We start from the raw sequence: 21520 nt of genomic DNA, 5'->3' as shown, positions 1-21520 counted from the left end.
CCGGCGGACCCTTCGGCGGCGGTGGCGTCGAGCTTTCCCGTCGGTCTCTTCTTCGTTCACCGAGCCTACGTGACGGGACCGACAGCGACACCGGGCCCGATCCCACGACGTGCGCGGCGGCCGTGTCGTAGGTCTCTACGATCTCCACGGCACGGCCGCCGGTCCCGGGCGCGGGCGCGGGTGCCGGTGCGCTCGTCCCGGTACGCGCGTGTCAGTGCGCTCGTCCCGGTACGCGCGTGTCAGTGCGCTCGTCCCGGTGCGGGCGTGTCAGTGCGCTCCGGTGCCGGTCAGGGACCTGACCTCCAGTTCCGCGTACTTGGCGGGGTCCGGCTTCTCCTTGGACAGCAGGGTGCCGGCCGCGCCGAGCAGGAAGCCGACCGGGATGGAGATGAGGCCCGGGTTCTCCAGCGGGAACCAGTGGAAGTCGACGTCCGGGAACATCGACGTGGGCTTGCCGGAGACCACCGGGGAGAACAGCACCAGGCCGACGGCGGTGACCAGGCCGCCGTAGATCGACCACAGGGCGCCCGCGGTGGTGAACCGCTTCCAGAACAGGCTGTAGAGGATCGTGGGCAGGTTGGCGGAGGCGGCCACCGCGAAGGCGAGGGCGACGAGGCCGGCCACGTTCAGGTCGCGGGCGAGGGCGCCCAGGACGATGGAGACCGCGCCGACGCCGACGGTCGCCCAGCGGGCGGCGCCCAGTTCCTGCTTCTCGGTGGCTTGGCCCTTCTTGATGACGTTGGCGTAGATGTCGTGGGCGAAGGAGGACGACGAGGCCAGGGTGAGGCCCGCGACGACGGCGAGGATCGTGGCGAAGGCGACCGCGGAGATGGAGGCCAGCAGGATGGCGCCCCAGTCGGAGTCGACTCCCCCGAGGTGCAGCGCGAGCAGCGGGGCCGCCGTGTTGCCCGCCTTGTTGGAGCCGATGATCTCGTCCGGTTTGATGAGCGCGGCGGCGCCGAAGCCGAGCGCGAGGGTCATCAGGTAGAAGACGCCGATCAGGCCGATCGCCCAGAGCACGGACTTGCGGGCGGCCTTGGCGGTGGGGACCGTGTAGAAGCGGATCAGGATGTGCGGCAGTCCAGCGGTGCCGAGCACCAGGGCGATGCCGAGCGAGAGGAAGTCCAGCTTGGTGGTGCCGCTCGCCCCGTACTTCAGTCCGGGCTCCAGGAAGGCGGCGCCCTTGCCGCTGTTGTCGGCGGCGCGGCCGAGCAGGTCGGAGATGTTGAAGTCGAACTTCAGCAGCACCAGGAAGGTCAGCAGGATCGCGCCCACCATGAGCAGCACGGCCTTGACCATCTGGACCCAGGTGGTGCCCTTCATGCCGCCGATGGTGACGTAGACGATCATCAGTACGCCGACCAGCGCGACGATGCCGATCTTCCCGGCGTCGCTGGTGATGCCGAGCAGCAGGGAGACCAGGACACCGGCGCCCGCCATCTGGGCCAGCAGGTAGAAGATCGAGACGACGATCGTGGAGGTGCCCGCCGCCGTGCGCACCGGGCGCTGGCGCATGCGGTACGCCAGGACGTCGCCCATGGTGTAGCGACCGGAGTTGCGCAACGGCTCGGCGACCAGGAGCAGCGCGACCAGCCAGGCGACCAGGAAGCCGATGGAGTACAGGAAGCCGTCGTAGCCGAAGAGGGCGATGGCGCCGGCGATGCCGAGGAAGGACGCGGCGGACATGTAGTCGCCGGAGACGGCGAGTCCGTTCTGGAAGCCGGTGAACTGCCGTCCGCCCGCGTAGAAGTCGGCGGCGTCCTTGGTCTGGCGGCCGGCCCACACGGTGATGACGAGGGTCGCGGCGACGAACACCGAGAACAGCGTGACGATCAGGGTCCGGTGCTCGCTCGCGGCGCCGCCCGCGGCCAGCAGGGTGTGGGCCGTGGGATATGTCGCGGGGCTCATGCGCCGCCCTCCATCCGGGACTTGATCTCCTGCGCCTGGGGGTCGAGCTTCGCCGCGGCGTGCCGCGCGTACCACCAGGCGATGAGGAACGTGGTGAGGAACTGGGCGAGTCCGAGGACGAGGGCGACGTTGATGTTGCCGAACAGGCGGGTGCCCATGAAGCCGCCCGCGTAGTTGGACAGCAGGACGTAGAGCAGGTACCAGGCGATGAAGGCGATGGTCAGCGGGAAGGCGAACGAGCGGTGGGAGCGGCGCAGTTCACCGAACTCGGCGCTCTGGGCCACCGTGGTGAACTCCTGGGCGGAGGGAAGGGGCGCCCCGGTCTTCGGGGGTGGCGGTGTCTCGGTGGCCACGTCTGTCTCCTCGGTGCGGATCTCGTGTGCGGATACGGAGGTTCGCGGATGGTGCGACGGGGGCTCGATCGTGCTCGGACCCCCTGTCCAAGGTCCACGGCGCCACGCGAGGTCCGGTTCAAGTCCTATGAGTTCTTCCGGCAAGTGGCCTTGGACAAGTCATGACCCGCTCATTGCTGGCCGGTGAGGTGGCGGGATAGTTTCGCCCTGCACCACCCGTCATGTACCTGCCCGAGCCGTACCCGTGGCTCGGGCGGTGCCGTGCCCGGAGATGTGGAGATCCCTTGGTCCGTCCGCGTTCCGGACGCCGGCCGGCGCCGGCGGTCCGGCCGGTGCCCGTCCCGGCCGCCGTGTCCGGTGTCCGCACGGACCCGGCACCGGCTGCCTCCGGCATCCGCCGCGCGGTCCGGGCCGCGGGCCCGCGCACGCCGGTCCGCGCCGTCAACACCGGCGCGGGCCGTCACCCTCGCGGCATCCACTCGGGCACGACTCGCGCACCGCTGCACCCATGCCACCGCGAACACACTGGAGAGACAGACACATGACAGCGTCTCAGCCGCGCGCTCGCCGCGTCCTCGCCCTTCCGCTCGGTATGGCCATGGCCGGTGCCCTGGCCTTCCTGCCGGGCGCCACCGCCTCGGCGACCCCGGCCGCGCCCGCCGCCGGCACCGCACAGGCGGACGCGACCTCGCTCAGCTACGTCGTCAACGTCCGTCCCGGGTACGGAGTCCCGGCACAGGTGCGGAAGGCGATAGGCAAGGCCGGGGGCACCATCGTGACCTCCTACGACCGCATAGGCGTCGTCGTCGTCCACTCCGCGAACCCCGACTTCGCGAGAACCGTCCGCACGGTGCGCGGCGTGGAGTCGGCCGGTGCCACGCGCACGGCGCCGCTGCCCGCCCAGTCGACCACCGACACCGGCACCCCGACACCGCTCACCGCCGCCCAGCTGGCCGGTGCGGGGTCCCGGGCCGCCGCCGGGCAGGACCCGCTGGAGCCGTTGCAGTGGGACCTGCCCGCCATCAAGGCCGACAAGGCGCACCAGAAGACGCTCGGCAGCCCCAGGGTCACGGTCGGCGTCATCGACACCGGCGTGGACGACACCCACCCCGACATCGCCCCGAACTTCGACCGCCGGGCCTCCGTCAACTGCGTCACCGGCAAGCCGGACACCGCGGACGGCGCCTGGCGGCCCAGCGCCTCCGAGAGCCCGCACGGCACCCATGTGGCCGGGGAGATCGCGGGCGCCAAGAACGGCGTCGGCATCACCGGTGTGGCGCCGGGCGTGAAGGTGGCCGGCATCAAGGTCGGCAACCCGGACGGCTTCTTCTACACGGAGGCCGTGGTGTGCGGCTTCGTGTGGGCGGCCGACCACGGCGTCGATGTCACCAACAACAGCTATTACACCGACCCCTGGTACTTCAACTGCACCGACGACCCCGACCAGAAGGCGCTCGTCACGGCCGTCCGGCGGGCCTCGCAGTACGCGGAGCGCAAGGGCACGGTCAACGTCGCGGCGGCCGGCAACGAGAACTACGACCTCGACTCCCGCTCGATCACCGACCCGGCCTCCCCGAACGACTCCACGCCGGGCAGCCGTACGGTCGACCCGCACAAGTGCTACGACATCCCGACCCAGTTGCCGGGTGTCGTCACGGTCGCGGCGACCGGCGCCAAGGGGATCAAGTCGTCGTTCTCCAACTACGGCCTCGGGGTCATCGACATCGCCGCGCCGGGCGGCGACTCGACGGCGTACCAGGCGCCGCAGGCCCCGGCGACCAGCGGACTGATCCTCGGCCCGCTGCCCGGCGGCACGTGGGGCTACATGGCCGGTACGTCGATGGCGAGCCCGCACGTCGCCGGGGTGGCCGCCCTCATCAAGTCGACGCACCCGCACGCCTCGCCCGCCCTGGTCAAGGCGCTGCTGTACGCGGAGGCCGACGCCACGCCGTGCACCGACCCCTACGACATCAACGGGGACGGCAAGATCGACGCGGTGTGCAAGGGCCCGAAGAACCGCAACGGCTTCTACGGCTGGGGCACGGCGAACGCGCTGGCCGCGGTGACTCGGTGACTCGGTAGGCGCACCGCACCGCCGGTGGCACTGATCGCACCCCCGGACGGAACGCACCCGTCCGGGGGTGCATAGTGCCGTCATGACCGACATCTCGTTCGCATGGTCCGCGCTGGGCGGCGATCCGGGCCTCGTGCAGCGGATCACCACGGTGGAACGGGAGGGCACGCTCACGGCCCGCCTTCCCGTACGGGACCTGGCACGCGCGTGCGTGGGCGCCTGCGCGCTGGCCGCCGCCGAACTGGCGGCGCGGCGGGCCGCCCTCGCCGAGGTGCCCGCGGTACGCGTCGACGACGGCGCCCTGGCGACCGCGTTCGTCAGTGAGCGGCATCTGCTGATCGACGGGCGGGCGCCGGTCACCTTCGCGCCGCTGTCGCGGTTCTGGCGGACCGCCGACGGCTGGGTGCGCACGCACGCCAACTACCCGCACCACCGCGCCAGGTTGCTGACCGCGCTCGGACTGCCGTCCGGGGAGGAGCGCGACGGGAGCGGGAACGGGGGCAGGGACGGTGACCAGGACGACGCCCTGGTGGCATCCGTGGCGTCCGTGCTCGCCGAACGCTCCGCCCTCGACGTCGAGGAGGCCGTGTACGCCGCCGGTGGTCTGGCGGTGGCACTGCGCACCCCCGAGGAGTGGGCCGCGCACCCGCAGCACGCCGAACTGGCCGCCCGGCCGCTGGTCGAGCGCGGGCGTCTCGGTGCGGCACGCGCGCGCGTGCTGCCGTCCCGCACCGGCACCCCGCTGCTGCCCGCCGCCGGAGTACGCGTACTCGATCTGACCCGGGTCATCGCGGGTCCCGTCGCCACCCGCACGCTCGCCCTCCTCGGCGCGGACGTGCTGCGGGTGGACCCGCCGCACCTGCCCGAACTGGCCGACCAGCACGCGGACACGGGGTTCGGCAAGCGGTCGGCGGCGCTGGACCTCGCCGCCGACCGGGCCGCCTTCGAGGAACTCCTCGCCGGGGCGGACGTCGTCGTCACCGGTTACCGGCCGGGTGCCCTGGACCGGTTCGGCCTCTCCCCCGAGGCGCTGGCCGAGCGACGGCCCGGTCTGGTCGTGGCCGAGCTGTCGGCGTGGGGCGCGTACGGGCCGTGGGCACGGCGGCGGGGCTTCGACAGCCTCGTGCAGGTCGCCACCGGCATCGCGGCCGTCGAGGGCGGCGACGGGCAGCCGGGTGCGCTGCCCGCGCAGGCCCTCGACCACGGCTCGGGCTATCTGCTGGCGGCTGCCGTGCTGCGGGCCCTGACCGAACAGTCCCGTGACGGCGGCGGCCGGTTCGTACGCCTGGCCCTGGCCCGGACGGCGGCCTGGCTGACGGAGACCGCCCCCGGGGCCGCGCGGGGGCCGGAACGGGTCCAGGACGCCCCGTACGACAGCCCCGCCCCCTGGCTCGACGAGACCGGCAGCCGGATCGGCAGGCTCCGCCACGCCCGGTCCCCCCTCGCCTTCACCGACGGCCCCACCACCTGGACCCGCCCCCCGGGCCCTTGGGGGACGGACGCGCCGCACTGGACCTGAGGGGACGGCTGGCACGCAACGCCCCGTGAGGCGCCCGGTACGCGCGCGGGGCGGGCGGTCGCGTGCCCTCCGTCACCTCCGTCACCGGCGCCCTGTCCTCGCGCGCCGCACGCGCGCGTGGAGGGCGGGTGGTTCGGCCGTGAAGGGCGGCGGGGCGGACGGGACGGGGGTCACGCGCCCGCCGCGCCGAGCAGGGCGCCCGCCGCGTAGGTGACCGCCATGGCCAGGGCGCCGCCGGCCGTGTTGCGCAGGACCGCCCGGCCGGGCCGGGCCGCGCCCAGGCGGGCGCTGCTGAAGCCGGTGAGGACGAGGGCGGCCAGGACGGAGAGGACGGTGACCGCGAGCCGCAGGCCGGGCGGCGGCAGCACGATCGCCAGCAGCGGCAGCAGCGCGCCCACCGTGAACGCCAGGAAGCTGGCCCAGGCGGCGTGCCAGGGATTGGTCAGCGCGTCGGGGTCGATGCCCAGCTCGACGCTCGCGTGGGCCCGCAGCGCGTCCCGGGCGGTGAGCTGGCGGGCCGCGTCGCGGGCCACCTCCTGCGACAGGCCGCGCGCCCGCAGCAGCTCGGTCAGCTCCCGCAGTTCGGCCTCCGGCTGCTCGCGCAGTTCGCGCCGCTCCTGCGCCAGCGCGGCCCGCTCCGAGTCCCGCTGGGTGGACACCGACACGTACTCCCCCGCGGCCATCGACATCGAACCGGCCAGCAGACCGGCCAGCCCGGCGGTGAGCAGCGCCGTGCGGGAGTCCGTGGCACCGGCCACGCCGACGACCAGTCCGGCGGTGGAGACGATGCCGTCGTTCGCCCCGAGGACGGCGGCCCGCAGCCAGTTGAGGCGGGAGCCGAGCGCCCCGCCGTGCGCCTCGTCGTGTGTGGGTCCGGTCACAGCAGGGAGGATCGCACGGCCGCGTCCCGGGACCGGCGAACCCGGTCGGTGAGTGGCGCGCGCCCGTGCGCGTCCCCGTGGCACCCCTGACGCGGTCTCACCTCCGCGGTGACCGGAACGCGCCCGCGCGCGGGCGCGTGGACGGCGTGCGGGGCACCTGAGGGACCGGGCTGTCAGTCGTGGCCCGTATCCTCATTGACCATGCTCGAAGACCGCACCCTCGCAGGGCCCTCCCCCACACCGTGGCCGGCCGCGTATCCCCGGGGATACGCGGTCGTTGACGTGGAGACCACCGGCCTGGCCCGGGACGACCGCATCATCTCCGCGGCGGTCTACCGGCTGGACGCGCGCGGCGAGGTCGAGGACCACTGGTACACGCTGGTCAATCCGGAGCGCGATCCCGGTCCGGTGTGGATCCACGGGCTGACGAGCGACGTGCTGGAGGGCGCGCCGCTCTTCGCGGACATCGCCGAGGAGTTCGCCGCCCGGCTGGCGGACCGGGTGCTCGTCGCGCACAACGCGGTCTTCGACTGGCAGATGATCGCCCGCGAGTACGCGCGCGCGAGGAGCGAGGCGCCGGTGCGGCAGCGGCTGTGCACCATCGCGCTCTCCAAGGAGCTGGGGCTGCCCCTGCCGAACCACAAGCTGGAGTCGCTGGCCGCGCACTTCGGCGTGGTGCAGCAGCGGGCGCACCACGCGCTGGACGACGCCCGGGTCCTGGCGGAGGCGTTCCGGCCGAGTCTGCGGGCCGCGGCGGCGGGCGGTGTCCGGCTGCCGCTGCTGGAGTGCCGGCCGCTGACGGAGTGGTCGGACCGGCCGGTGCCCCGGCAGCAGTCGGGCGGCTACGGCGGCTATCGCGCGGGGAGTTGGCGCCCGTCCCGCAAGAGGCCCGCATGCCCGCATCCCAACCCGGGACGCTATGAAGCGGGCAAACGACTCAAACAGGGCATGCGGGTCGCCTTCTCCGGTGACACCTCCGTCGAGCGCGACCTTCTGGAGGACCGCGCCACCGAGGCCGGACTGCATGTCGCCACCAGTCTGTCCCGGCTGACCAGCCTGCTCGTCACCAACGACCCGGACTCCGGCACGTCGAAGACGGCCAAGGCCCGGCAGTACGGCACACCGGTGATCGACGAGGCGGCGTTCGGGCAGCTCCTGCGGGACGTGGAGCCCGCGGACGGCGACTGACGGCGCACGGGCGACCGGCGGCGTACGGGTGACCGGCGGCGTACGGGTGATTGCCGGGCGACGCGCCCGGCGCCCGCTCGCCCGCGCGACGGCCACGGCTCACTCTGTGGCGCATGGCGAGATGTGAAGTATGCGGAAATGACTACGGTATGACCTTCGAGGTGCACGCCCAGGGCGCCGTGCACGTGTTCGACTGCTTCGCCTGCGCGATCCACCGCATGGCACCGATCTGCGAGCACTGCCGGGTCCAGGTCATCGGGCAGGGCGTCGAGGTCGAGGGGCACTGGTACTGCGGCGGCCACTGCGCCCGTGCCGAGGGGAGGGTCGGCATCGTCGACAGTGTCTGAGGACGCCTTCGCGCCCGGGGGCGCGGCGCCGCCCGAGGACACCCCTGCCGGAATCACCCCGTGGCGCGAGAGGTACCGTCGTGGGGTGTACCGCTTCCTGTTGACCCGCCAGTGGGTGATCCTCACTCTCTTCGCGATCGCGCTGATCCCGACGATGGCCTGGCTGGGCTTCTGGCAGTTGCACCGCCACGACCACCGGCAGGCGCTGAACCAGGTGATCGAGGCCTCGCTGGCGGCCCCGCCCGTGCCCGTGGAGTCGCTGGCCTCGGTCGGCGGCGAGGTCGCGCACGACGACATCTACCGCCGGGTCACCGCCGAGGGCCGCTTCGACACCGCGCACGAACTCGTGGTGCGCCGGCGCACCAACGCGGACGACCGGATCGGCTACCACGTCCTGACGCCGTTCGTGACGAACGACGGCAAGGTCCTCCTCGTCAACCGGGGATGGGTCCCGTCACCCACCTCGCAGTCCGCCTTCCCGAAGATCCCGGCACCGCCCTCCGGCGGCCTCACGATCACCGGGCGGCTGATGCAGGACCAGACGACGGCCGCCAGCGGCATCAAGAACGTCAAGGGGCTGCCGGACCGCCAGATCATGCTGATCAACAGCGAGCAGGTCGGCGCGCTCCTGCGCGACCGGGGCGCCCCCTCCGCCTCCGCGGTGCTGGGCGGCTACGTCGAGCTGACGGCGCCCGCGCCCCAGGGCGGCAGCCCCGAGCCGGTGCCGTCGCCCAAGGAGGACACGAGCTGGATCGGCGTGGACGACATCAACCTGCCGTACGCGATCCAGTGGTGGCTGTTCGCCGCCTGCGTCCCCGTGGGCTGGCTGATCCTGGTCCGCCGCGAGCTGCGGGACCGGGCGGGCCGGGCCCAGGAGGAGCCCGCACGCGAGGAGTCCGCACCCGCCGCGGTGTAGCCGCGCGGCACGGCCGCCGCCCCGCCCTCGCCCCGCGCCGGGACGAGCGGGCAGGATAGGGCCATGGATCTTGGACTGAAGGACCGGGTGTACGTCGTCACCGGGGCCACCCGCGGGCTGGGCAACGCCGCGGCGCGCGAGCTGGTCGCGGACGGCGCGAAGGTGGTCGTCACCGGGCGGGACGAGCAGCGGACCGCCGAGGCCGCGGCCGAGCTGGGCCCGAACGCCGTCGGGGTGGCCGTGGACAACGCGGATCCCGGCGCGGCCGAGCGCCTGATCGCGACGGCGCGCGAGCACTTCGGCGGCTTCCACGGCATCCTCGTCAGCGTCGGCGGACCGCCGCCGGGCCTTGTCGCCGACACCACCGACGAGCAGTGGCGGTCGGCGTTCGAGTCGGTGTTCCTGGGCGCGGTGCGGCTGGCGCGGGCCGCCGCGGCGGAGCTGGAGGAGGGCGGCGTCATCGGCTTCGTGCTGTCGGGGTCGGTGCACGAGCCGATCGCGGGGCTGACCATCTCCAACGGTCTGCGGCCCGGACTCGCCGGGTTCGCCAAGTCGCTGGCGGACGAGCTGGGCCCGCGCGGCATCCGGGTCGTCGGCCTGCTGCCCGCCCGGATCGACACCGACCGCATGCGCGAGCTGGACGGTCTGTCGGCGGACCCGGTGGCGACGCGGACCGCGAACGAGTCCCGCGTCCCGCTGCGCAGGTACGGCACCCCGGCTGAGTTCGGACGGACCGCGGCCTTCCTGCTCTCCCCCGCCGCCTCCTACGTCACGGGCGTGATGCTGCCCGTGGACGGCGGGTTCCGGCACGGCTTCTGACCTCCGGCCGGGCACCCGCCGCCGCGGCACCGCCGGACCGCCGCCGTCCCGCCCCCCCGCCGGACCGCGGTGCGACGGCGGGGCGGGGGCGGGATGCGGTGGCGGGGCGCGCTGCGGTGGCGGGGCGCGCGGGCCGCTCGCCGGGCGCTACTCGCCGAGGCCGGCCAGGTCGCGCAGGCGGCGGGCCTGGGCCTGCCGCTCGGCGGCGCGCTGCTCCTCGTAGGAGTGCTCCCGGGCGCCCTGGAGCAGGGCCTTGGTCTCGATGACCGCACCGCGGGGCGCGGCGAGGACCGCCGAGGCCAGATCGCGCGCGGTGGCGTCCAGCTGGTCGCGGGGCACGGCGAGGTTGGCCAGCCCGGTGGCGACCGCCTCCTCGGCCGCGACGAAGCGGCCCGTCAGGCAGATCTCCAGCGCGCGGGCGTGGCCGACGAGACCCACCAGCGGATGCGTGCCGGTGAGGTCCGGGACCAGGCCGAGGCTGGTCTCGCGCATCGCGAACTGCACATCGTCCGCGACGACCCGCAGATCGCAGGCGAGCGCCAGCTGGAAGCCGGCCCCGATGGCATGCCCCTGGACCACGGCGACGGACACCACGTCCGGGCGCCGCCACCAGGTGAACGCCTCCTGGTACTCGGCGATGGTCGCGTCCAGTTCGGCGTCGCCGCCGCGCGCCAGGTCGAGGAAGGACGGCTCACCGTCGAAGCCTTCGGGCGTGAACGCCTGCCGGTCGAGCCCGGCGGAGAAGGACTTCCCCTCGGCGCGCAGCAGTACGACGCGGACGGAGCCCGGCAGCAGCCGCCCGGCCTCGGCGAGCGCGCGCCACAGCGCGGGGGTCTGCGCGTTGCGCTTGGCCGGGTTGGTCAGCGTCACCGTGGCGAGCGCGTCGTCGACGGTGAGCCGTACGCCGTCCTTGTCGAGAACTGTGTCGCGTACTGGTTCGAGGTCGTGCTCGATTCCGGGCGAAGCCATGGGGCGCCTCCGATGGGTGCGGTCAGCTCTGGACGCCGTACGGCCGCACTGTCGTGCGAGACGTACGGGCGCCCGTAAGTGACTGCACAGTAACCACCCGGCCGGCCGGTCGACCGACCGGGTGGCCACCGTAGGAGCCGATGGACCGCCCGCGGTCGGTCAGGCCGAAGCGGCCTTCTTGCCGCGTGTCGCCCCGCCACGCCCACGGAGCGTGACGCCCGACTCGCTGAGCATCCGGTGCACGAAGCCATACGAGCGGCCGGTCTCCTCGGCCAACGCCCGAATGCTCGCACCGGCGTCGTACTTCTTCTTCAGGTCTGCCGCGAGCTTGTCGCGCGCGGCGCCGGTCACCCGGCTGCCCTTCTTCAGAGTCTCGGCCACCCGTGCCTCCTCATGGGAAGTGCGCTCTGGTCTCCTCATGATCACCCCTCCGGGGCCGCATGGCCACCCATTCGGCAAGGTCCGTGAGACAGGCTTGTGACGACAGGAGCACGTCCCCACATGCGGAATTGCCGATTCCGCACGTCACCGTCCGTACGGCCGAACGGGTTGTTCCGCGAAGTGCCAGGTCAGAGACGCACGACGGCCGAGCCCTTGGCACATAAGGGCTCGGCCGGTAAATACGTGGCAGACACACCTCGATACGAGGAGATCTCACGCAGATGATGGATCACCGATGGGCCGAATGATCCATACCCCGTTGATCAGCGCCCCGGCCGCGTCGGGAGACGGGACCGGGGACGCGGTGTCGGGCGGGGTCGGGCGGGGTCAGGCGAGGGCCACCAGGTCCGCGTAGCCCGCGCCCCACAGGTCCTCGACACCGTCGGGCAGCAGGATGATGCGCTCCGGCTGGAGCGCCTCGACGGCGCCCTCGTCGTGCGTGACGAGGACGACGGCGCCCTTGTAGGTGCGCAGCGCGCCGAGGATCTCCTCGCGGCTGGCCGGGTCGAGGTTGTTGGTGGGCTCGTCCAGGAGCAGCACATTGGCCGAGGACACGACCAGGGTGGCCAGCGCGAGCCGGGTCTTCTCACCGCCGGAGAGGACCCCGGCCGGCTTGTCGACGTCGTCGCCGGAGAACAGGAACGAGCCGAGCACCTTGCGGACCTCGACGAGATCCATGTCGGGCGCGGCCGAACGCATGTTCTCCAGGACGGTGCGCTCCGGGTCCAGGGTCTCGTGCTCCTGGGCGTAGTAGCCGAGCTTGAGGCCGTGACCGGGGACGACCTCGCCGGTGTCGGGCTTCTCCACCCCGCCGAGCAGCCGCAGCAGCGTGGTCTTGCCCGCGCCGTTGAGCCCGAGGATGACGACCCGGGAGCCCTTGTCGATGGCCAGGTCGACGTCGGTGAAGATCTCCAGCGAGCCGTACGACTTCGACAGGCCCTCGGCCATCAGCGGGGTCTTGCCGCAGGGCGAGGGCTCGGGGAAGCGCAGCTTGGCGACCTTGTCGGACTGGCGGACCGCCTCAAGACCGGAGAGCAGCTTGTCCGCGCGCCGGGCCATGTTCTGCGCGGCGACGGTCTTGGTGGCCTTGGCGCGCATCTTGTCGGCCTGGGCGTTGAGCGCGGCGGCCTTCTTCTCGGCGTTGGCGCGCTCGCGCTTGCGGCGCTTCTCGTCGGCCTCGCGCTGCTGCTGGTAGAGCTTCCAGCCCATGTTGTAGATGTCGATCTGGGAGCGGTTGGCGTCCAGGTAGAACACCTTGTTGACGACCGTCTCGACCAGTTCCACGTCGTGGGAGATCACGATGAAGCCGCCGCGGTAGGTCTTCAGATAGTCGCGCAGCCAGATGATCGAGTCCGCGTCGAGGTGGTTGGTCGGCTCGTCCAGCAGCAGGGTGTCCGCGTCGGAGAACAGGATCCGGGCCAGCTCGATCCGGCGGCGCTGACCGCCGGAGAGCGTGTGCAGGGGCTGGCCGAGCACCCGGTCGGGCAGATTCAGCGCGGCGGCGATGGTGGCGGCCTCGGCCTCGGCGGAGTAGCCGCCCTTGGTGAGGAACTCCGTCTCCTGGCGCTCGTACTGCTTCATCGCCTTGTCGCGGGTGGCGCCCTTGCCGTTGGCGATGCGCTGCTCGTTCTCGCGCATCTTGCGGATCAGCACGTCCAGGCCGCGGGCGGAGAGGATGCGGTCGCGGGCGAGCACGTCGAGGTCGCCGGTGCGGGGGTCCTGCGGGAGATAGCCGACCTCACCCGAACGGGTGATGGTGCCCCCGGCCGGGACGCCCTCGCCGGCCAGGCACTTGGTGAGCGTGGTCTTGCCTGCGCCGTTGCGGCCGACGAGGCCGATGCGGTCGCCCTTGGCGACGCGGAAGGTGGCGCTCTCGATGAGGATGCGGGCACCGGCGCGCAGCTCGATGCCGGAAGCGGAGATCACGGACAGACTCCAGGGCGGGTCGTTGGCGGGTTGGGCGGCTGAGGACGTTCCCGCCGTCTAATGCGCGAGGAGAAAGGCCATGCGGAACAGTCTAACGGGGGTGTGCAAGCTGTTTTCCCGGGTGTTTGCCCAGGGGCGCGGCGGGCGCGGCGGGGCGTTGTCGGTGGCCGGTGCCACACTGGTCGGCGAACCGGATGGACGGGGCGAAACCGGGCGGGCGGCGGCTCGCGCGGCACGACACACAAGGGAGTGATCGGCATGGCGGACACAGCCGGCGGACGTCCGAGCATCTACCCGACGCTGCTCTACGCGGACGCGAGGGCAGCCCTGCGGCAGCTCACCGAGGCCTTCGGCTTCACCGAGCTGTCCGTGTACGAGGGCGAGGACGGACTCGTCCAGCACGCCGAGCTGGTGCAGGGCAACGGCGCGGTGATGCTCGGCTCCAAGGGGCGCGGCGGACGCTTCGACGAGGCGATGCGCGGCTCCGGCCCGGTGGGGGTCTATGTCGTCGTGGACGACGTGGACGGCCACCACCAGCGGGCCGTGGACCACGGCGCGGAGATCCTGATGCCCCCGACGGACCAGGAGTACGGCTCCCGGGACTACATGGCCCGGGACGCCGAGGGCAACGTCTGGAGCTTCGGCACGTACGCCCCTCGCACGGAGGGCTGACGGCGCGCGGGCGGGGGGGAGCTAGCTCCCGCCGGTGTGCACCTGGAAGGCGGCCCGGCGGACGGCCTTGGCCAGGGCGGGGTCCGGGTGCGCGGCGGCGAGGGCGACCAGCACCTGCACGGTGCGCGGGTGCCCCACCGCCCGCACCTCGTCGAGCAGGGCGGGGACGGTGGGCTGGAGCGCCGACTCCAGGTGCCGGACGAGCATCGGGGCCTCGCCGTGGTCGGCGACGGCCGCGGCGGTGTCCACCCACAGCCAGGTGGCCTCCTCGCGGGTCAGGACCTCATGGGCGTCCTCCGGGTCCACGCCGTCGTGCTCGGCCAGCCACAGCAGGGCGTACGGGCGCAGCGCGGGCTCGTCGAGGACGGCCCGCACCTCGGGCTCGGCGGGGGCGCCGACGACGCGCAGCGCCTCGAAGGCGAGGCCGCGCAGCAGGGCGTCCTCGCCGCGGGCGGCCCCGAGCAGTTCGGTGATGGCGCTGCCCACGGGACGGGCGGCGAGCCAGGCGCGGTACTCGGCACGGGCCGCGTTGGGGCGCAGCTGGGCGCAGCCGCGCAGCATGCCCTCGGCCGCCTGTTCGATGTTGCCGGCGGGGCTCTGCGCGGCGACGCAGATCTGCTCCAGCTTGACCCAGACCGCCCAGCTGCCCAGCGGGGTGAGCGTGGCCTGCCCCTCCCCGTAGGTGAGCGCTCCCACGGCGCCGAGGGCGCGCAGGGCCCAGTCGAGCAGCGGGGCGAGGGCGGCCGGGAGCGGCTCCTGCGCCTGTTCCGGTTCCTGTGCCTGTGCCCGTGCCTGCCCCTGGTCCGGTTCCTGTCTCTGTTCCGGTTCCTGGGTCCGGGGACCGTAGGGGACCTCGCAGCGTTCGGTGCGCAGTTCGGTCACGCGCTGCTGGAGCAGGTCGAGGAGCTGGTCGACGGGGACCGGACCGGCGGAGAGCTGGAGGAAGGAGAGCACCTGCGGCATGGCCGAGACGACCTCGGCGACCGCCGCGGCCTCATGGCCGTCGGGCTCCGGGCAGGCCAGCGACCAGGCGTCGAAGAGGGCGACCCAGCCGCGCAGCACGGCGCTGTCGTCGCGGTCCCAGGCGCGCAACCGCCAGCCGGGGCGGGCTCTGTCGCCGTGCACCTCGATGAGCCCGGCGAGGCGGGCGGTGTCCCACTCGGCACGGACCTGAGCGGCGGTCAGGTCCAGCTCACCGGCCGCGCGCTCGGCGGTGGCCGGGGAAAGGGTGGCCTTGCCGTCCGCGGTCGCCCCGGCCCGGCCGGGTCCGAGGGCGGCATCGGCCCAGCGGGCGACGCGGGCTGCCCCGGCCAGGCCGGAGCGCGCCATTCTGGCCAGCTCCGCGGGCGCCGGGGTGCCCTCCGGTGGACGCGGGGCGGGGCGGCGCGAGCGCCGCTGGTTCACGGCTCGGGGGGCGGCGGCCAGGGGTCGTGGGCGGACGAGTCGAAGCCTGGAGTCGCGCGGGATACGGGACGTCACGGGTGCAGTCTTCCGGTTGACGGTCCGAAAACCCAAACGGAATGTCACGGCGGGCGACGGAGAGGGCCAAGGCAAACCTCCGGGACGGCCGCGACACACCGCATTCAGGCCATCCCGCCGCCCCTCAACCGGAACCTCCGGAGAGGGTCGCGGGGCCGGGACGCCGGGCCCGGACGCCCCTGTCCGGCCCCGGGTCCCGGCCCGCCTCACATCAAGGGGGTGAGGAAGCGCCGGAGCGTCTCCTCGTACGCCTCCGGGTCGGCGTTCCACATGGCGCCGTGGGAGGCGTGCGGGACCGGGCGGAGGGCGACCAGGTTGGGGTGGTCGGCGGCGAGGCGGCGGGAGGCCGCCCAGGGGGCGACCTCGTCGTCGGGGCCGTGGAAGATCAGGGTCGGGACCGTGAGCGGTGCCGGGGCGCCGGTGTCGCCGTCGGCGTACAGGCCCGTGCGGCCCTGCGCGGCGCGCACCGCGAGCGGCAGCAGCGGGCCGGGGGTGTGCCGGGCCCTGGCCAGGGCGCGCAGCGTCGCCTCCCAGTCGAGCACGGGCGAGTCCAGGATCAGTCCGGAGACCCGCTCGCGCAGCTTCGAGTGGAGGGCGGCACGCAGCGCCATGGTGGCGCCGGTGGACCAGCCGTGCAGGACGACGCGTTCGGCGCCGTTCCCGACGGCGTGGCGGATCGCCGCGTCCAGGTCGCGCCACTCGGTCGCACCGAGGTGGCTGAGACCGTCCGGGGGGCGGGGGGCGCCGAGGTCGCCGCGGTAGGCGAGGTCCAGCACCGGGAAGTGCCTGCGGTGCAGGAACTCCATGATGTTCAGCGGGTGCTCGCGGGTGGCGCCCAGGCCGTGCACGGTGATCACCCAGGTCTCGCGCACCGCGGGCACGAACCAGGCGGGCAGCGGGCCGAGTTCGCCGGGCACGTCGATGTCGGCGTATTTCAGGCCGAGGGCCGTGCCGGGGTTGCCGACGTGCAGGTTGGGGGTGAGCCAGACCCGGTCGCGGGGGTGCAGCGAGCCGTGGGTGACGCGTTCGAGGCGGCGTACGACGGTGTCGGGCAGGTGCGGCGCATCCCGCAGGACGGGACCGACGACCGCGTGCGAGCCGTTGCCGGCCAGGCCGTAGCTGCCGGGGCGCAGCGAGGCCAGGTCCCGGGTGAGGGTGATCTGACCGGCGGCCGTGCTGTGCACCGTGAGCCGGGGCTCGGTGGGCAGGGGCCGGCCCGGGGGCGACTTGAGCGCGGCGTCGCTGGCGAGCCGGCCGGCGGCGACGCTCGCCGCGCCGGCCGCCAGGGCCGCGGTGACGGCCGCGGCCGCCGCTTTGACTGTGCGCACGGGTCCAGTGTCCGGGCGTACCGGGTCACCGGCCAGCGGAAGGTGCGGTCGGGGTGACATGTCCTCGCGAGTTCCAGGAACGGCGGAATTCACCCCTGCGAGCCTCCACCGGCCGGTGTTCGCCCGCTCCGGCGAGCCGTCACCGGCCCTTGTCCCCGCCACCCCGGCCACTCCCGCCACCCCGGCGGGCCGTCACCGGCCCGTGCCGCGCGCCCCGCCGTGCTGGCCGTAGCCGCGCAGCCGCTCCGACGCCTGCGCCAGTTGCTCCGGTGAGAGCAGGGACGGGGTCAGGCCCGGCACCGAGGAGGCGGTCAGCCACAGGCGGCACATCCACTCCAGCTGGGCGGTGCGGTCGTACGCCTGGTCGAGGGTGGCGCCGTGGGTGAGGGTGCCGTGGTTGCGCAGCAGGCAGCCGGAGCGGCCGTCGAGCGCGGTCAGCATGTGCGCGGCCAGTTCCTCGGTGCCGTAGGTCGCGTAGGGGGCGACGCGCACCGGGCCGCCGAGCGCGCCCGCCATGTAGTGGATCAGCGGCAGCTCGGACACCAGCGTCGAGACGGCCGTGGCGTGCACGGCGTGGGTGTGCACGACGGCGCGCGCGTCGGTGGTGCGGTAGACGGCCAGGTGCATGGGGAGTTCGCTGGTCGGGACCAGGGTGCCCAGCACCTGTCGGCCGTCGAGTGCGACGCCCGTCACATCGTCCGGGGTGAGCCGGTCGTAGGGGACGCCCGACGGGGTGACGAGGACGGTGTCCCCCACCCGTACCGACACATTGCCCGAGGTCCCGACGACCAGGCCGTCGGCGACGGTGCGGCGGGCCGTGTCCACCAGGTCCCGCCAGGCGCGGGCCGTCTCGTCCTCATCCTCGTCCGGCGGCGCCTCCCCTGTCTCCTGTGCCGCCCGGATCTCGTGTGTCTCCTGGGTCCCGCGCGTGCCGCTCGCGCGTCCCGTGTGCCCGGTCTCCCGCCGTCGTTCAGCCATGCGGCGATCCTGCCAGCCCGGCGGGGGTCCGGACCGGAAGCGGATCTCCCGGAAGTGGGAGACAGGCCACAGGTTCGGACACCACTGCGACCGTCCCAGTTCATCTTCCGTTCACCCGGGTTACCTACGTTCGACGAGCCAATGACGCTCGAACGATTGCCTGGGTAAATGGAAAGCTTCTCGCTGATCCTCGCGATTGTGGTGGTAACCGCACTCGCGTTTGATTTCACGAACGGTTTCCACGACACCGCCAACGCGATGGCCACCACCATCTCCACCGGCGCACTCAAGCCCAAGGTCGCGGTGGCCATGTCCGCCGTGCTGAACCTGGTGGGCGCGTTCCTCTCCGTGGAGGTCGCCAACACGATCTCCAAGGGTCTCGTCGACGAGACCGGCATCCGTCCCGAGGTCATCTTCGCCGCCCTGGTCGGCGCGATCCTCTGGAATCTGCTGACCTGGCTGGTCGGGCTCCCGTCCAGTTCCTCGCACGCCCTGCTGGGCGGTCTGATCGGCGCCACCATCGCCTCGGCCGGCGTCGGTGCCGTGCACGGCGACGTCCTGGTCACCAAGGTCATGATCCCGGCGGTCGCCGCGCCGGTCGTCGCGGGTGTCGCCGCGGTGGTCGCGACCCGGCTGTCGTACAGGATCGGTGCGAAGACGGACGGCAAGGCCGCCGAGAAGGGCCACCGGGCCGGGCAGATCGCCTCCGCGGGCCTGGTCTCGCTGGCGCACGGCACCAACGACGCGCAGAAGACGATGGGCATCATCACCCTCGCCCTGATCGCCGGTGGCGCCGTCTCCCCCGGCGCCAACCCTCCCACCTGGGTGATCCTCTCCGCGGGTCTGGCCATCGCGCTCGGCACCTACATCGGCGGCTGGCGCATCATCCGCACCATGGGCACGGGCCTGACCGACCTCCAGCCGCAGCAGGGCTTCGCCGCCCAGACCAGCTCGGCGGCAGCCATCCTGGCCTCTTCCCACCTGGGCTTCTCGCTCTCCACCACGCATGTCGTCTCCGGCTCGGTGATGGGTGCGGGCCTGGGCCGCAAGGGCGGTGTGGTCCGCTGGTCCACCGCGGGCCGCATGGCCGTCGCCTGGGTGCTGACGCTGCCGGCCGCCGCGGTGGTCGGCGCGGGCGCCGAGGCCGTCACCGGTCTGGGCGACTGGGGCACCACGCTGGTCGCCGTGTTCCTGGTGGCCGCGAGCTTCGCGATCTGGAAGATCTCCCGCCGCCAGGTCGTCGACCACACCAACGTCAACGCGGCCGAGCCCGCCGCCGGGGAACCGGCCGGTGTGGTGACCCAGGCGATCGCCGCGGTGGCCCCGCCCCCGGTCGCGGCACCGGCGGCGCCCCTGGCGGGCGCGACGGCGGCCGACGGCCTCATGGCCACCATCCCCGCCCCGGCGCCCGTCCCCGTCCTCGACCCGAGCCCGGTCGCGACCCCGGCGGCGGCCACCCCGCCCGCCGCGGCCGTCTGACCGCGCGCCCCACCCGGCTCCCGAGAATCAAGAAAGCAGCTCCGACATGAAGATCGACTGGGCGGCGCTCGGCTCCGTCTTCGGCGTCAGTCTCGTGGCCACCGTCGGCCTGGTGGCCCTGTTCACCCTCGGCATCGCGGGCCTGTCCCGCCGCGAGGCCGCGTCGACCCGCGGCGAGTCGGCCGTCGCCGCCACCGCCGGTGCCTATGCGTGCTTCGCGCTGTGTGCGGCGGCTGTCGCCTACGGAATTTCCCTGATTCTGGGCTGACCACAGGAAGCCCTGCGGCCGCTCAGTCCCCGGCCGCACCATCCGCATCGACCCCCGTGAGCCGTTCTATGACGCTTACGGGGGTTTTTGCTGCGAATCGAACTGCGCAAGGCACGCGAGAACGCCGGGTTGACCCAGCGGGACGCAACGAAGGCCCTCGAATGGTCGCTCTCCAAACTGATCAGGATCGAGGCCGGGACGGTCAGTCTCGGGGTCACGGACCTGCGGGCCCTGCTCCAGCTGTACGAGGTCACGGACGCCGGTCTGGTCGCGGAGCTGGAGGACGCGGCACGCGGCTCGAAAGGACAGTCATGGTGGGCGCAGTACAGCGACGTGGTGTCGCCCCAGTACGCCTTGTACCTGGGGTACGAGGGGTCGGCGGACACGATCCGCATGTACAACCCGACCATCCTGCCGGGGCTCGTGCAGACGGAGGACTACGCCACGGCGCTGCTGTCGGCGCTGGGCCCCGAGTCGCTGCTGCGCCAGCAGGTGGACCTCCGGCTCTCCCGGCAGGAGCGGTTCTTCGACGGGAGCGACGGTCCCCGGATCGACATCGTCCTGGACGAGGCGGCCGTGCGGCGGCAGGTCGGCGGACCCGCCGTGATGCGACGGCAGATCGATCATCTGCTGTCCCTCACGGAGCACCCGCGCACCAATCTGCGGGTGCTGCCGTTCTCCGCCGGGGCGCACTTCAGCGTCGCGACGCCGTTCATCCTGCTCAGCTTCCGCGACGACGACGACCTGCTCTACGTGGAGGGACCAGGAGGCGGCTTGTCGAGCCGCGATGATCTGGCCCTGATGGCCCGCTACCAGGAGTGCTTCGAGGAGATCAGCGCCATCGCGTACGAGGGCGACCGGATGACCGACCTGCTCGGCGCAGTCAGAGGGAGCCTGGACAACAGCTGACCCCGGGACGGGACGACGACCCGGGCGGGAACGGGGTGGGAGGACCATGGCGGTCTTCGGAATACGAACGTGGTGGCAGCGCCTGCGTACGGGGGGCGCCGAGCCGGAGAACGCTGCTCCACTCGACGACAACACGGTCAAGGTCGAGGCGATCAAGCAGCCCGAGTGGCTTCAGCGGCTGATCGAGCTGGAGAACGCCCGGGTCTCCAACGAGATCCGGCTGCTGTCCGCCCGCATGCTGGTGGCCACGGCGTGCGCGAGCGTCCTCCTGCTGAGCATCGCCGTGGCCACCCGGGTCACTCCCGCCGTTCCGTTCGCGGCGGCCACCCCGCTGACTACCACTGTCACCGGGGCGGTCGGCGCGGCGGTCCTCACAGCGCTCGGCGCCACCGTGGGCAGAGCGCTGCGTCGGCGCTCCGGTGCCGCCGTGCCCGGCGGGGTCAGCGAGGGGGCTCGCCCCGGGGCTGAACCGTCTCAAGGGCCCGGTTCAGGACCCTCAGCCGCTCCGTGAGCGGAGTGAGCCCCCACCACAGTCCGCCGCCGACGGCCACCAGCGCGGTGACCAGCAGCCAGACAACGCCGCGCGCCGCGCCGTCCGGTACCAGCAGCGCCGCCAACGCGCCGGCCCCCACCGCGAGGATCCCGGTGGCCGAGGAGAAGAGGATCAGCGGGAGCGCCGCGGACGTCCGGTTCTCCATGGTTCCATCGCGGTTTCCCACCGCCGACGCCGTTCCGTCAGCTCGGTCCCGCATAGGTGGACCTCCCGTCCCCCGGGGCGATCACGAGCCGCCCGCTTCCGGGTTCACCAGCCCCGCCAGAAAACCACACCACGCCGTACGGCGAAAGGCGAGCACGGGCCCGCTCGCGCCGTCCACCGGCCGCTTCGAGTCGCCCACGAGCACACGGCCCTGCTCCCAAGCTGCCTCCACGCACTCTCCGCCGCTCGCCGAGTAGCTGCTCCTGACCCAAGCGCGCCCCGTCGGCTCCCTGCCTGCCGACGCCCGCCTCCTCCAGCCCCCATGGATGTTCATGACAGGAGTCTTCCCAGCTTCGCCGCCGGGAAAGA

General features: G+C 73.1%; 22 protein-coding genes. 10 read left to right on the top strand and 12 right to left on the bottom strand.

The genetic code is table 11. The features are described from left to right. Positions 1–267 precede the first annotated feature (267 nt). Together B086_RS0117395 and B086_RS0117390 are read right to left on the bottom strand one after the other, a co-directional pair. The gene (locus tag B086_RS0117395; protein ID WP_018567705.1) at positions 268–1908 is read right to left on the bottom strand and encodes a cation acetate symporter; all 1641 of its coding nucleotides are present in this window, start codon (positions 1906–1908) and stop codon (positions 268–270) included. Then, positions 1905–2261 (bottom strand): DUF485 domain-containing protein, encoded by a 357-nt coding sequence (locus tag B086_RS0117390; protein ID WP_018567704.1) that lies wholly within the window; start codon positions 2259–2261, stop codon positions 1905–1907. Before B086_RS0117390 ends, B086_RS0117395 begins: the two co-directional genes overlap by 4 nt. Before the next feature lie 541 nt (positions 2262–2802). On the opposite strand from B086_RS0117390, the gene B086_RS0117385 reads away from it, so the two are divergent. Both B086_RS0117385 and B086_RS0117380 read left to right on the top strand, forming a co-directional pair. Continuing rightward, positions 2803–4335: a S8 family serine peptidase gene (locus B086_RS0117385; protein WP_026252516.1), complete on the top strand. Its 1533-nt coding sequence runs from the start codon at positions 2803–2805 to the stop codon at positions 4333–4335. Between the two features lie 82 nt (positions 4336–4417). Continuing rightward, complete coding sequence (locus B086_RS0117380) at positions 4418–5854, top strand: CoA transferase (protein ID WP_018567702.1); 1437 nt, start codon at positions 4418–4420, stop codon at positions 5852–5854. 170 nt (positions 5855–6024) lie between these two features. Here B086_RS0117380 and B086_RS0117375 read toward each other — a convergent pair whose 3' ends face one another. Continuing rightward, positions 6025–6735, bottom strand: coding sequence for a VIT1/CCC1 transporter family protein (locus tag B086_RS0117375; protein WP_018567701.1), 711 nt, complete (start codon positions 6733–6735; stop codon positions 6025–6027). A 201-nt stretch (positions 6736–6936) separates the two neighbouring features. On the opposite strand from B086_RS0117375, the gene B086_RS0117370 reads away from it, so the two are divergent. The 4 genes from B086_RS0117370 (at position 6937) to B086_RS0117355 (ending at position 10005) form a co-directional block, all read left to right on the top strand. After that, complete coding sequence (locus tag B086_RS0117370; protein ID WP_026252515.1) at positions 6937–7923, top strand: DEDDh family exonuclease; 987 nt, start codon at positions 6937–6939, stop codon at positions 7921–7923. Between the two features lie 113 nt (positions 7924–8036). Further along, complete coding sequence (locus B086_RS0117365) at positions 8037–8270, top strand: hypothetical protein (protein ID WP_078509982.1); 234 nt, start codon at positions 8037–8039, stop codon at positions 8268–8270. Between the two features lie 85 nt (positions 8271–8355). After that, entirely contained in the window at positions 8356–9186 is an 831-nt protein-coding gene (locus B086_RS0117360) for an SURF1 family protein (RefSeq protein ID WP_018567698.1), read from the top strand. Positions 9187–9249: 63 nt separating this feature from the next. Next, on the top strand, positions 9250–10005 hold the full coding sequence (locus tag B086_RS0117355) for an SDR family oxidoreductase (protein WP_018567697.1): 756 nt from the start codon (positions 9250–9252) through the stop codon (positions 10003–10005). A gap of 147 nt (positions 10006–10152) precedes the next feature. Here B086_RS0117355 and B086_RS0117350 read toward each other — a convergent pair whose 3' ends face one another. The 3 genes from B086_RS0117350 to B086_RS0117340 form a co-directional block, all read right to left on the bottom strand. Beyond that, entirely contained in the window at positions 10153–10974 is an 822-nt protein-coding gene (locus B086_RS0117350; RefSeq protein ID WP_018567696.1) for an enoyl-CoA hydratase/isomerase family protein, read from the bottom strand. Positions 10975–11133: 159 nt separating this feature from the next. After that, a complete protein-coding gene (locus B086_RS0117345) occupies positions 11134–11355 on the bottom strand; it encodes a helix-turn-helix domain-containing protein (protein ID WP_018567695.1) in 222 nt (73 codons plus the stop codon). A gap of 387 nt (positions 11356–11742) precedes the next feature. After that, entirely contained in the window at positions 11743–13341 is a 1599-nt protein-coding gene (locus B086_RS0117340; RefSeq protein ID WP_018567694.1) for an ABC-F family ATP-binding cassette domain-containing protein, read from the bottom strand. A 258-nt stretch (positions 13342–13599) separates the two neighbouring features. Here B086_RS0117340 and B086_RS0117335 point away from each other — a divergent pair, with 258 nt between their 5' ends. After that, complete coding sequence (locus tag B086_RS0117335) at positions 13600–14013, top strand: VOC family protein (protein ID WP_018567693.1); 414 nt, start codon at positions 13600–13602, stop codon at positions 14011–14013. A gap of 21 nt (positions 14014–14034) precedes the next feature. Here B086_RS0117335 and B086_RS0117330 read toward each other — a convergent pair whose 3' ends face one another. The 3 genes from B086_RS0117330 to B086_RS0117320 form a co-directional block, all read right to left on the bottom strand. Continuing rightward, a complete protein-coding gene (locus tag B086_RS0117330) occupies positions 14035–15492 on the bottom strand; it encodes a hypothetical protein (RefSeq protein ID WP_199790761.1) in 1458 nt (485 codons plus the stop codon). Positions 15493–15698: 206 nt separating this feature from the next. Beyond that, the gene (locus tag B086_RS0117325) at positions 15699–16820 is read right to left on the bottom strand and encodes an alpha/beta hydrolase (protein ID WP_018567691.1); all 1122 of its coding nucleotides are present in this window, start codon (positions 16818–16820) and stop codon (positions 15699–15701) included. Between the two features lie 192 nt (positions 16821–17012). Continuing rightward, positions 17013–17798: a class II aldolase/adducin family protein gene (locus B086_RS0117320; protein ID WP_018567690.1), complete on the bottom strand. Its 786-nt coding sequence runs from the start codon at positions 17796–17798 to the stop codon at positions 17013–17015. A 168-nt stretch (positions 17799–17966) separates the two neighbouring features. Between B086_RS0117320 and B086_RS0117315 the strand changes: the two genes are divergently transcribed. From B086_RS0117315 to B086_RS0117305, 3 genes are all read left to right on the top strand, one after another. After that, positions 17967–19277, top strand: a complete 1311-nt coding sequence (locus B086_RS0117315; RefSeq protein ID WP_018567689.1) for an inorganic phosphate transporter — start codon at positions 17967–17969, stop codon at positions 19275–19277. A gap of 46 nt (positions 19278–19323) precedes the next feature. Then, entirely contained in the window at positions 19324–19545 is a 222-nt protein-coding gene (locus B086_RS0117310; RefSeq protein ID WP_018567688.1) for a hypothetical protein, read from the top strand. Between the two features lie 87 nt (positions 19546–19632). Beyond that, the gene (locus tag B086_RS0117305; protein WP_018567687.1) at positions 19633–20454 is read left to right on the top strand and encodes a helix-turn-helix domain-containing protein; all 822 of its coding nucleotides are present in this window, start codon (positions 19633–19635) and stop codon (positions 20452–20454) included. A gap of 171 nt (positions 20455–20625) precedes the next feature. Here the strand turns inward: B086_RS0117305 and B086_RS45920 are convergent, their stop codons facing one another. From B086_RS45920 to B086_RS42900, 3 genes are all read right to left on the bottom strand, one after another. Further along, positions 20626–20754: a hypothetical protein gene (locus tag B086_RS45920; RefSeq protein ID WP_018567686.1), complete on the bottom strand. Its 129-nt coding sequence runs from the start codon at positions 20752–20754 to the stop codon at positions 20626–20628. Between the two features lie 140 nt (positions 20755–20894). Further along, positions 20895–21152 (bottom strand): hypothetical protein, encoded by a 258-nt coding sequence (locus B086_RS0117295; RefSeq protein ID WP_018567685.1) that lies wholly within the window; start codon positions 21150–21152, stop codon positions 20895–20897. Between the two features lie 81 nt (positions 21153–21233). Beyond that, positions 21234–21485 (bottom strand): DUF397 domain-containing protein, encoded by a 252-nt coding sequence (locus B086_RS42900; RefSeq protein ID WP_078531119.1) that lies wholly within the window; start codon positions 21483–21485, stop codon positions 21234–21236. Positions 21486–21520 lie beyond the last annotated feature (35 nt).

This window comes from Streptomyces sp. PsTaAH-124, assembly GCF_000373685.1.
Classification (GTDB): domain Bacteria; phylum Actinomycetota; class Actinomycetes; order Streptomycetales; family Streptomycetaceae; genus Streptomyces; species Streptomyces andamanensis.
Note: the sequence above shows the minus strand (reverse complement) of the source record. Positions and strands in the feature narration are given on the sequence as shown.

Bases quoted from the DNA above. Each gene is read 5' to 3' on its own strand.
- B086_RS0117395 (WP_018567705.1), bottom strand. From the start codon at position 1,908: ATGAGCCCCGCGACATATCCCACGGCCCACACCCTGCTGGCCGCGGGC.
- B086_RS42900 (WP_078531119.1), bottom strand. From the start codon at position 21,485: ATGAACATCCATGGGGGCTGGAGGAGGCGGGCGTCGGCAGGCAGGGAG.
- B086_RS0117380 (WP_018567702.1), top strand. From the start codon at position 4,418: ATGACCGACATCTCGTTCGCATGGTCCGCGCTGGGCGGCGATCCGGGC.
- B086_RS0117350 (WP_018567696.1), bottom strand. From the start codon at position 10,974: ATGGCTTCGCCCGGAATCGAGCACGACCTCGAACCAGTACGCGACACA.
- B086_RS0117370 (WP_026252515.1), top strand. From the start codon at position 6,937: ATGCTCGAAGACCGCACCCTCGCAGGGCCCTCCCCCACACCGTGGCCG.
- B086_RS0117335 (WP_018567693.1), top strand. From the start codon at position 13,600: ATGGCGGACACAGCCGGCGGACGTCCGAGCATCTACCCGACGCTGCTC.
- B086_RS0117310 (WP_018567688.1), top strand. From the start codon at position 19,324: ATGAAGATCGACTGGGCGGCGCTCGGCTCCGTCTTCGGCGTCAGTCTC.
- B086_RS0117365 (WP_078509982.1), top strand. From the start codon at position 8,037: ATGGCGAGATGTGAAGTATGCGGAAATGACTACGGTATGACCTTCGAG.
- B086_RS0117295 (WP_018567685.1), bottom strand. From the start codon at position 21,152: ATGGAGAACCGGACGTCCGCGGCGCTCCCGCTGATCCTCTTCTCCTCG.
- B086_RS0117320 (WP_018567690.1), bottom strand. From the start codon at position 17,798: ATGGCTGAACGACGGCGGGAGACCGGGCACACGGGACGCGCGAGCGGC.
- B086_RS0117385 (WP_026252516.1), top strand. From the start codon at position 2,803: ATGACAGCGTCTCAGCCGCGCGCTCGCCGCGTCCTCGCCCTTCCGCTC.
- B086_RS0117315 (WP_018567689.1), top strand. From the start codon at position 17,967: ATGGAAAGCTTCTCGCTGATCCTCGCGATTGTGGTGGTAACCGCACTC.
- B086_RS0117355 (WP_018567697.1), top strand. From the start codon at position 9,250: ATGGATCTTGGACTGAAGGACCGGGTGTACGTCGTCACCGGGGCCACC.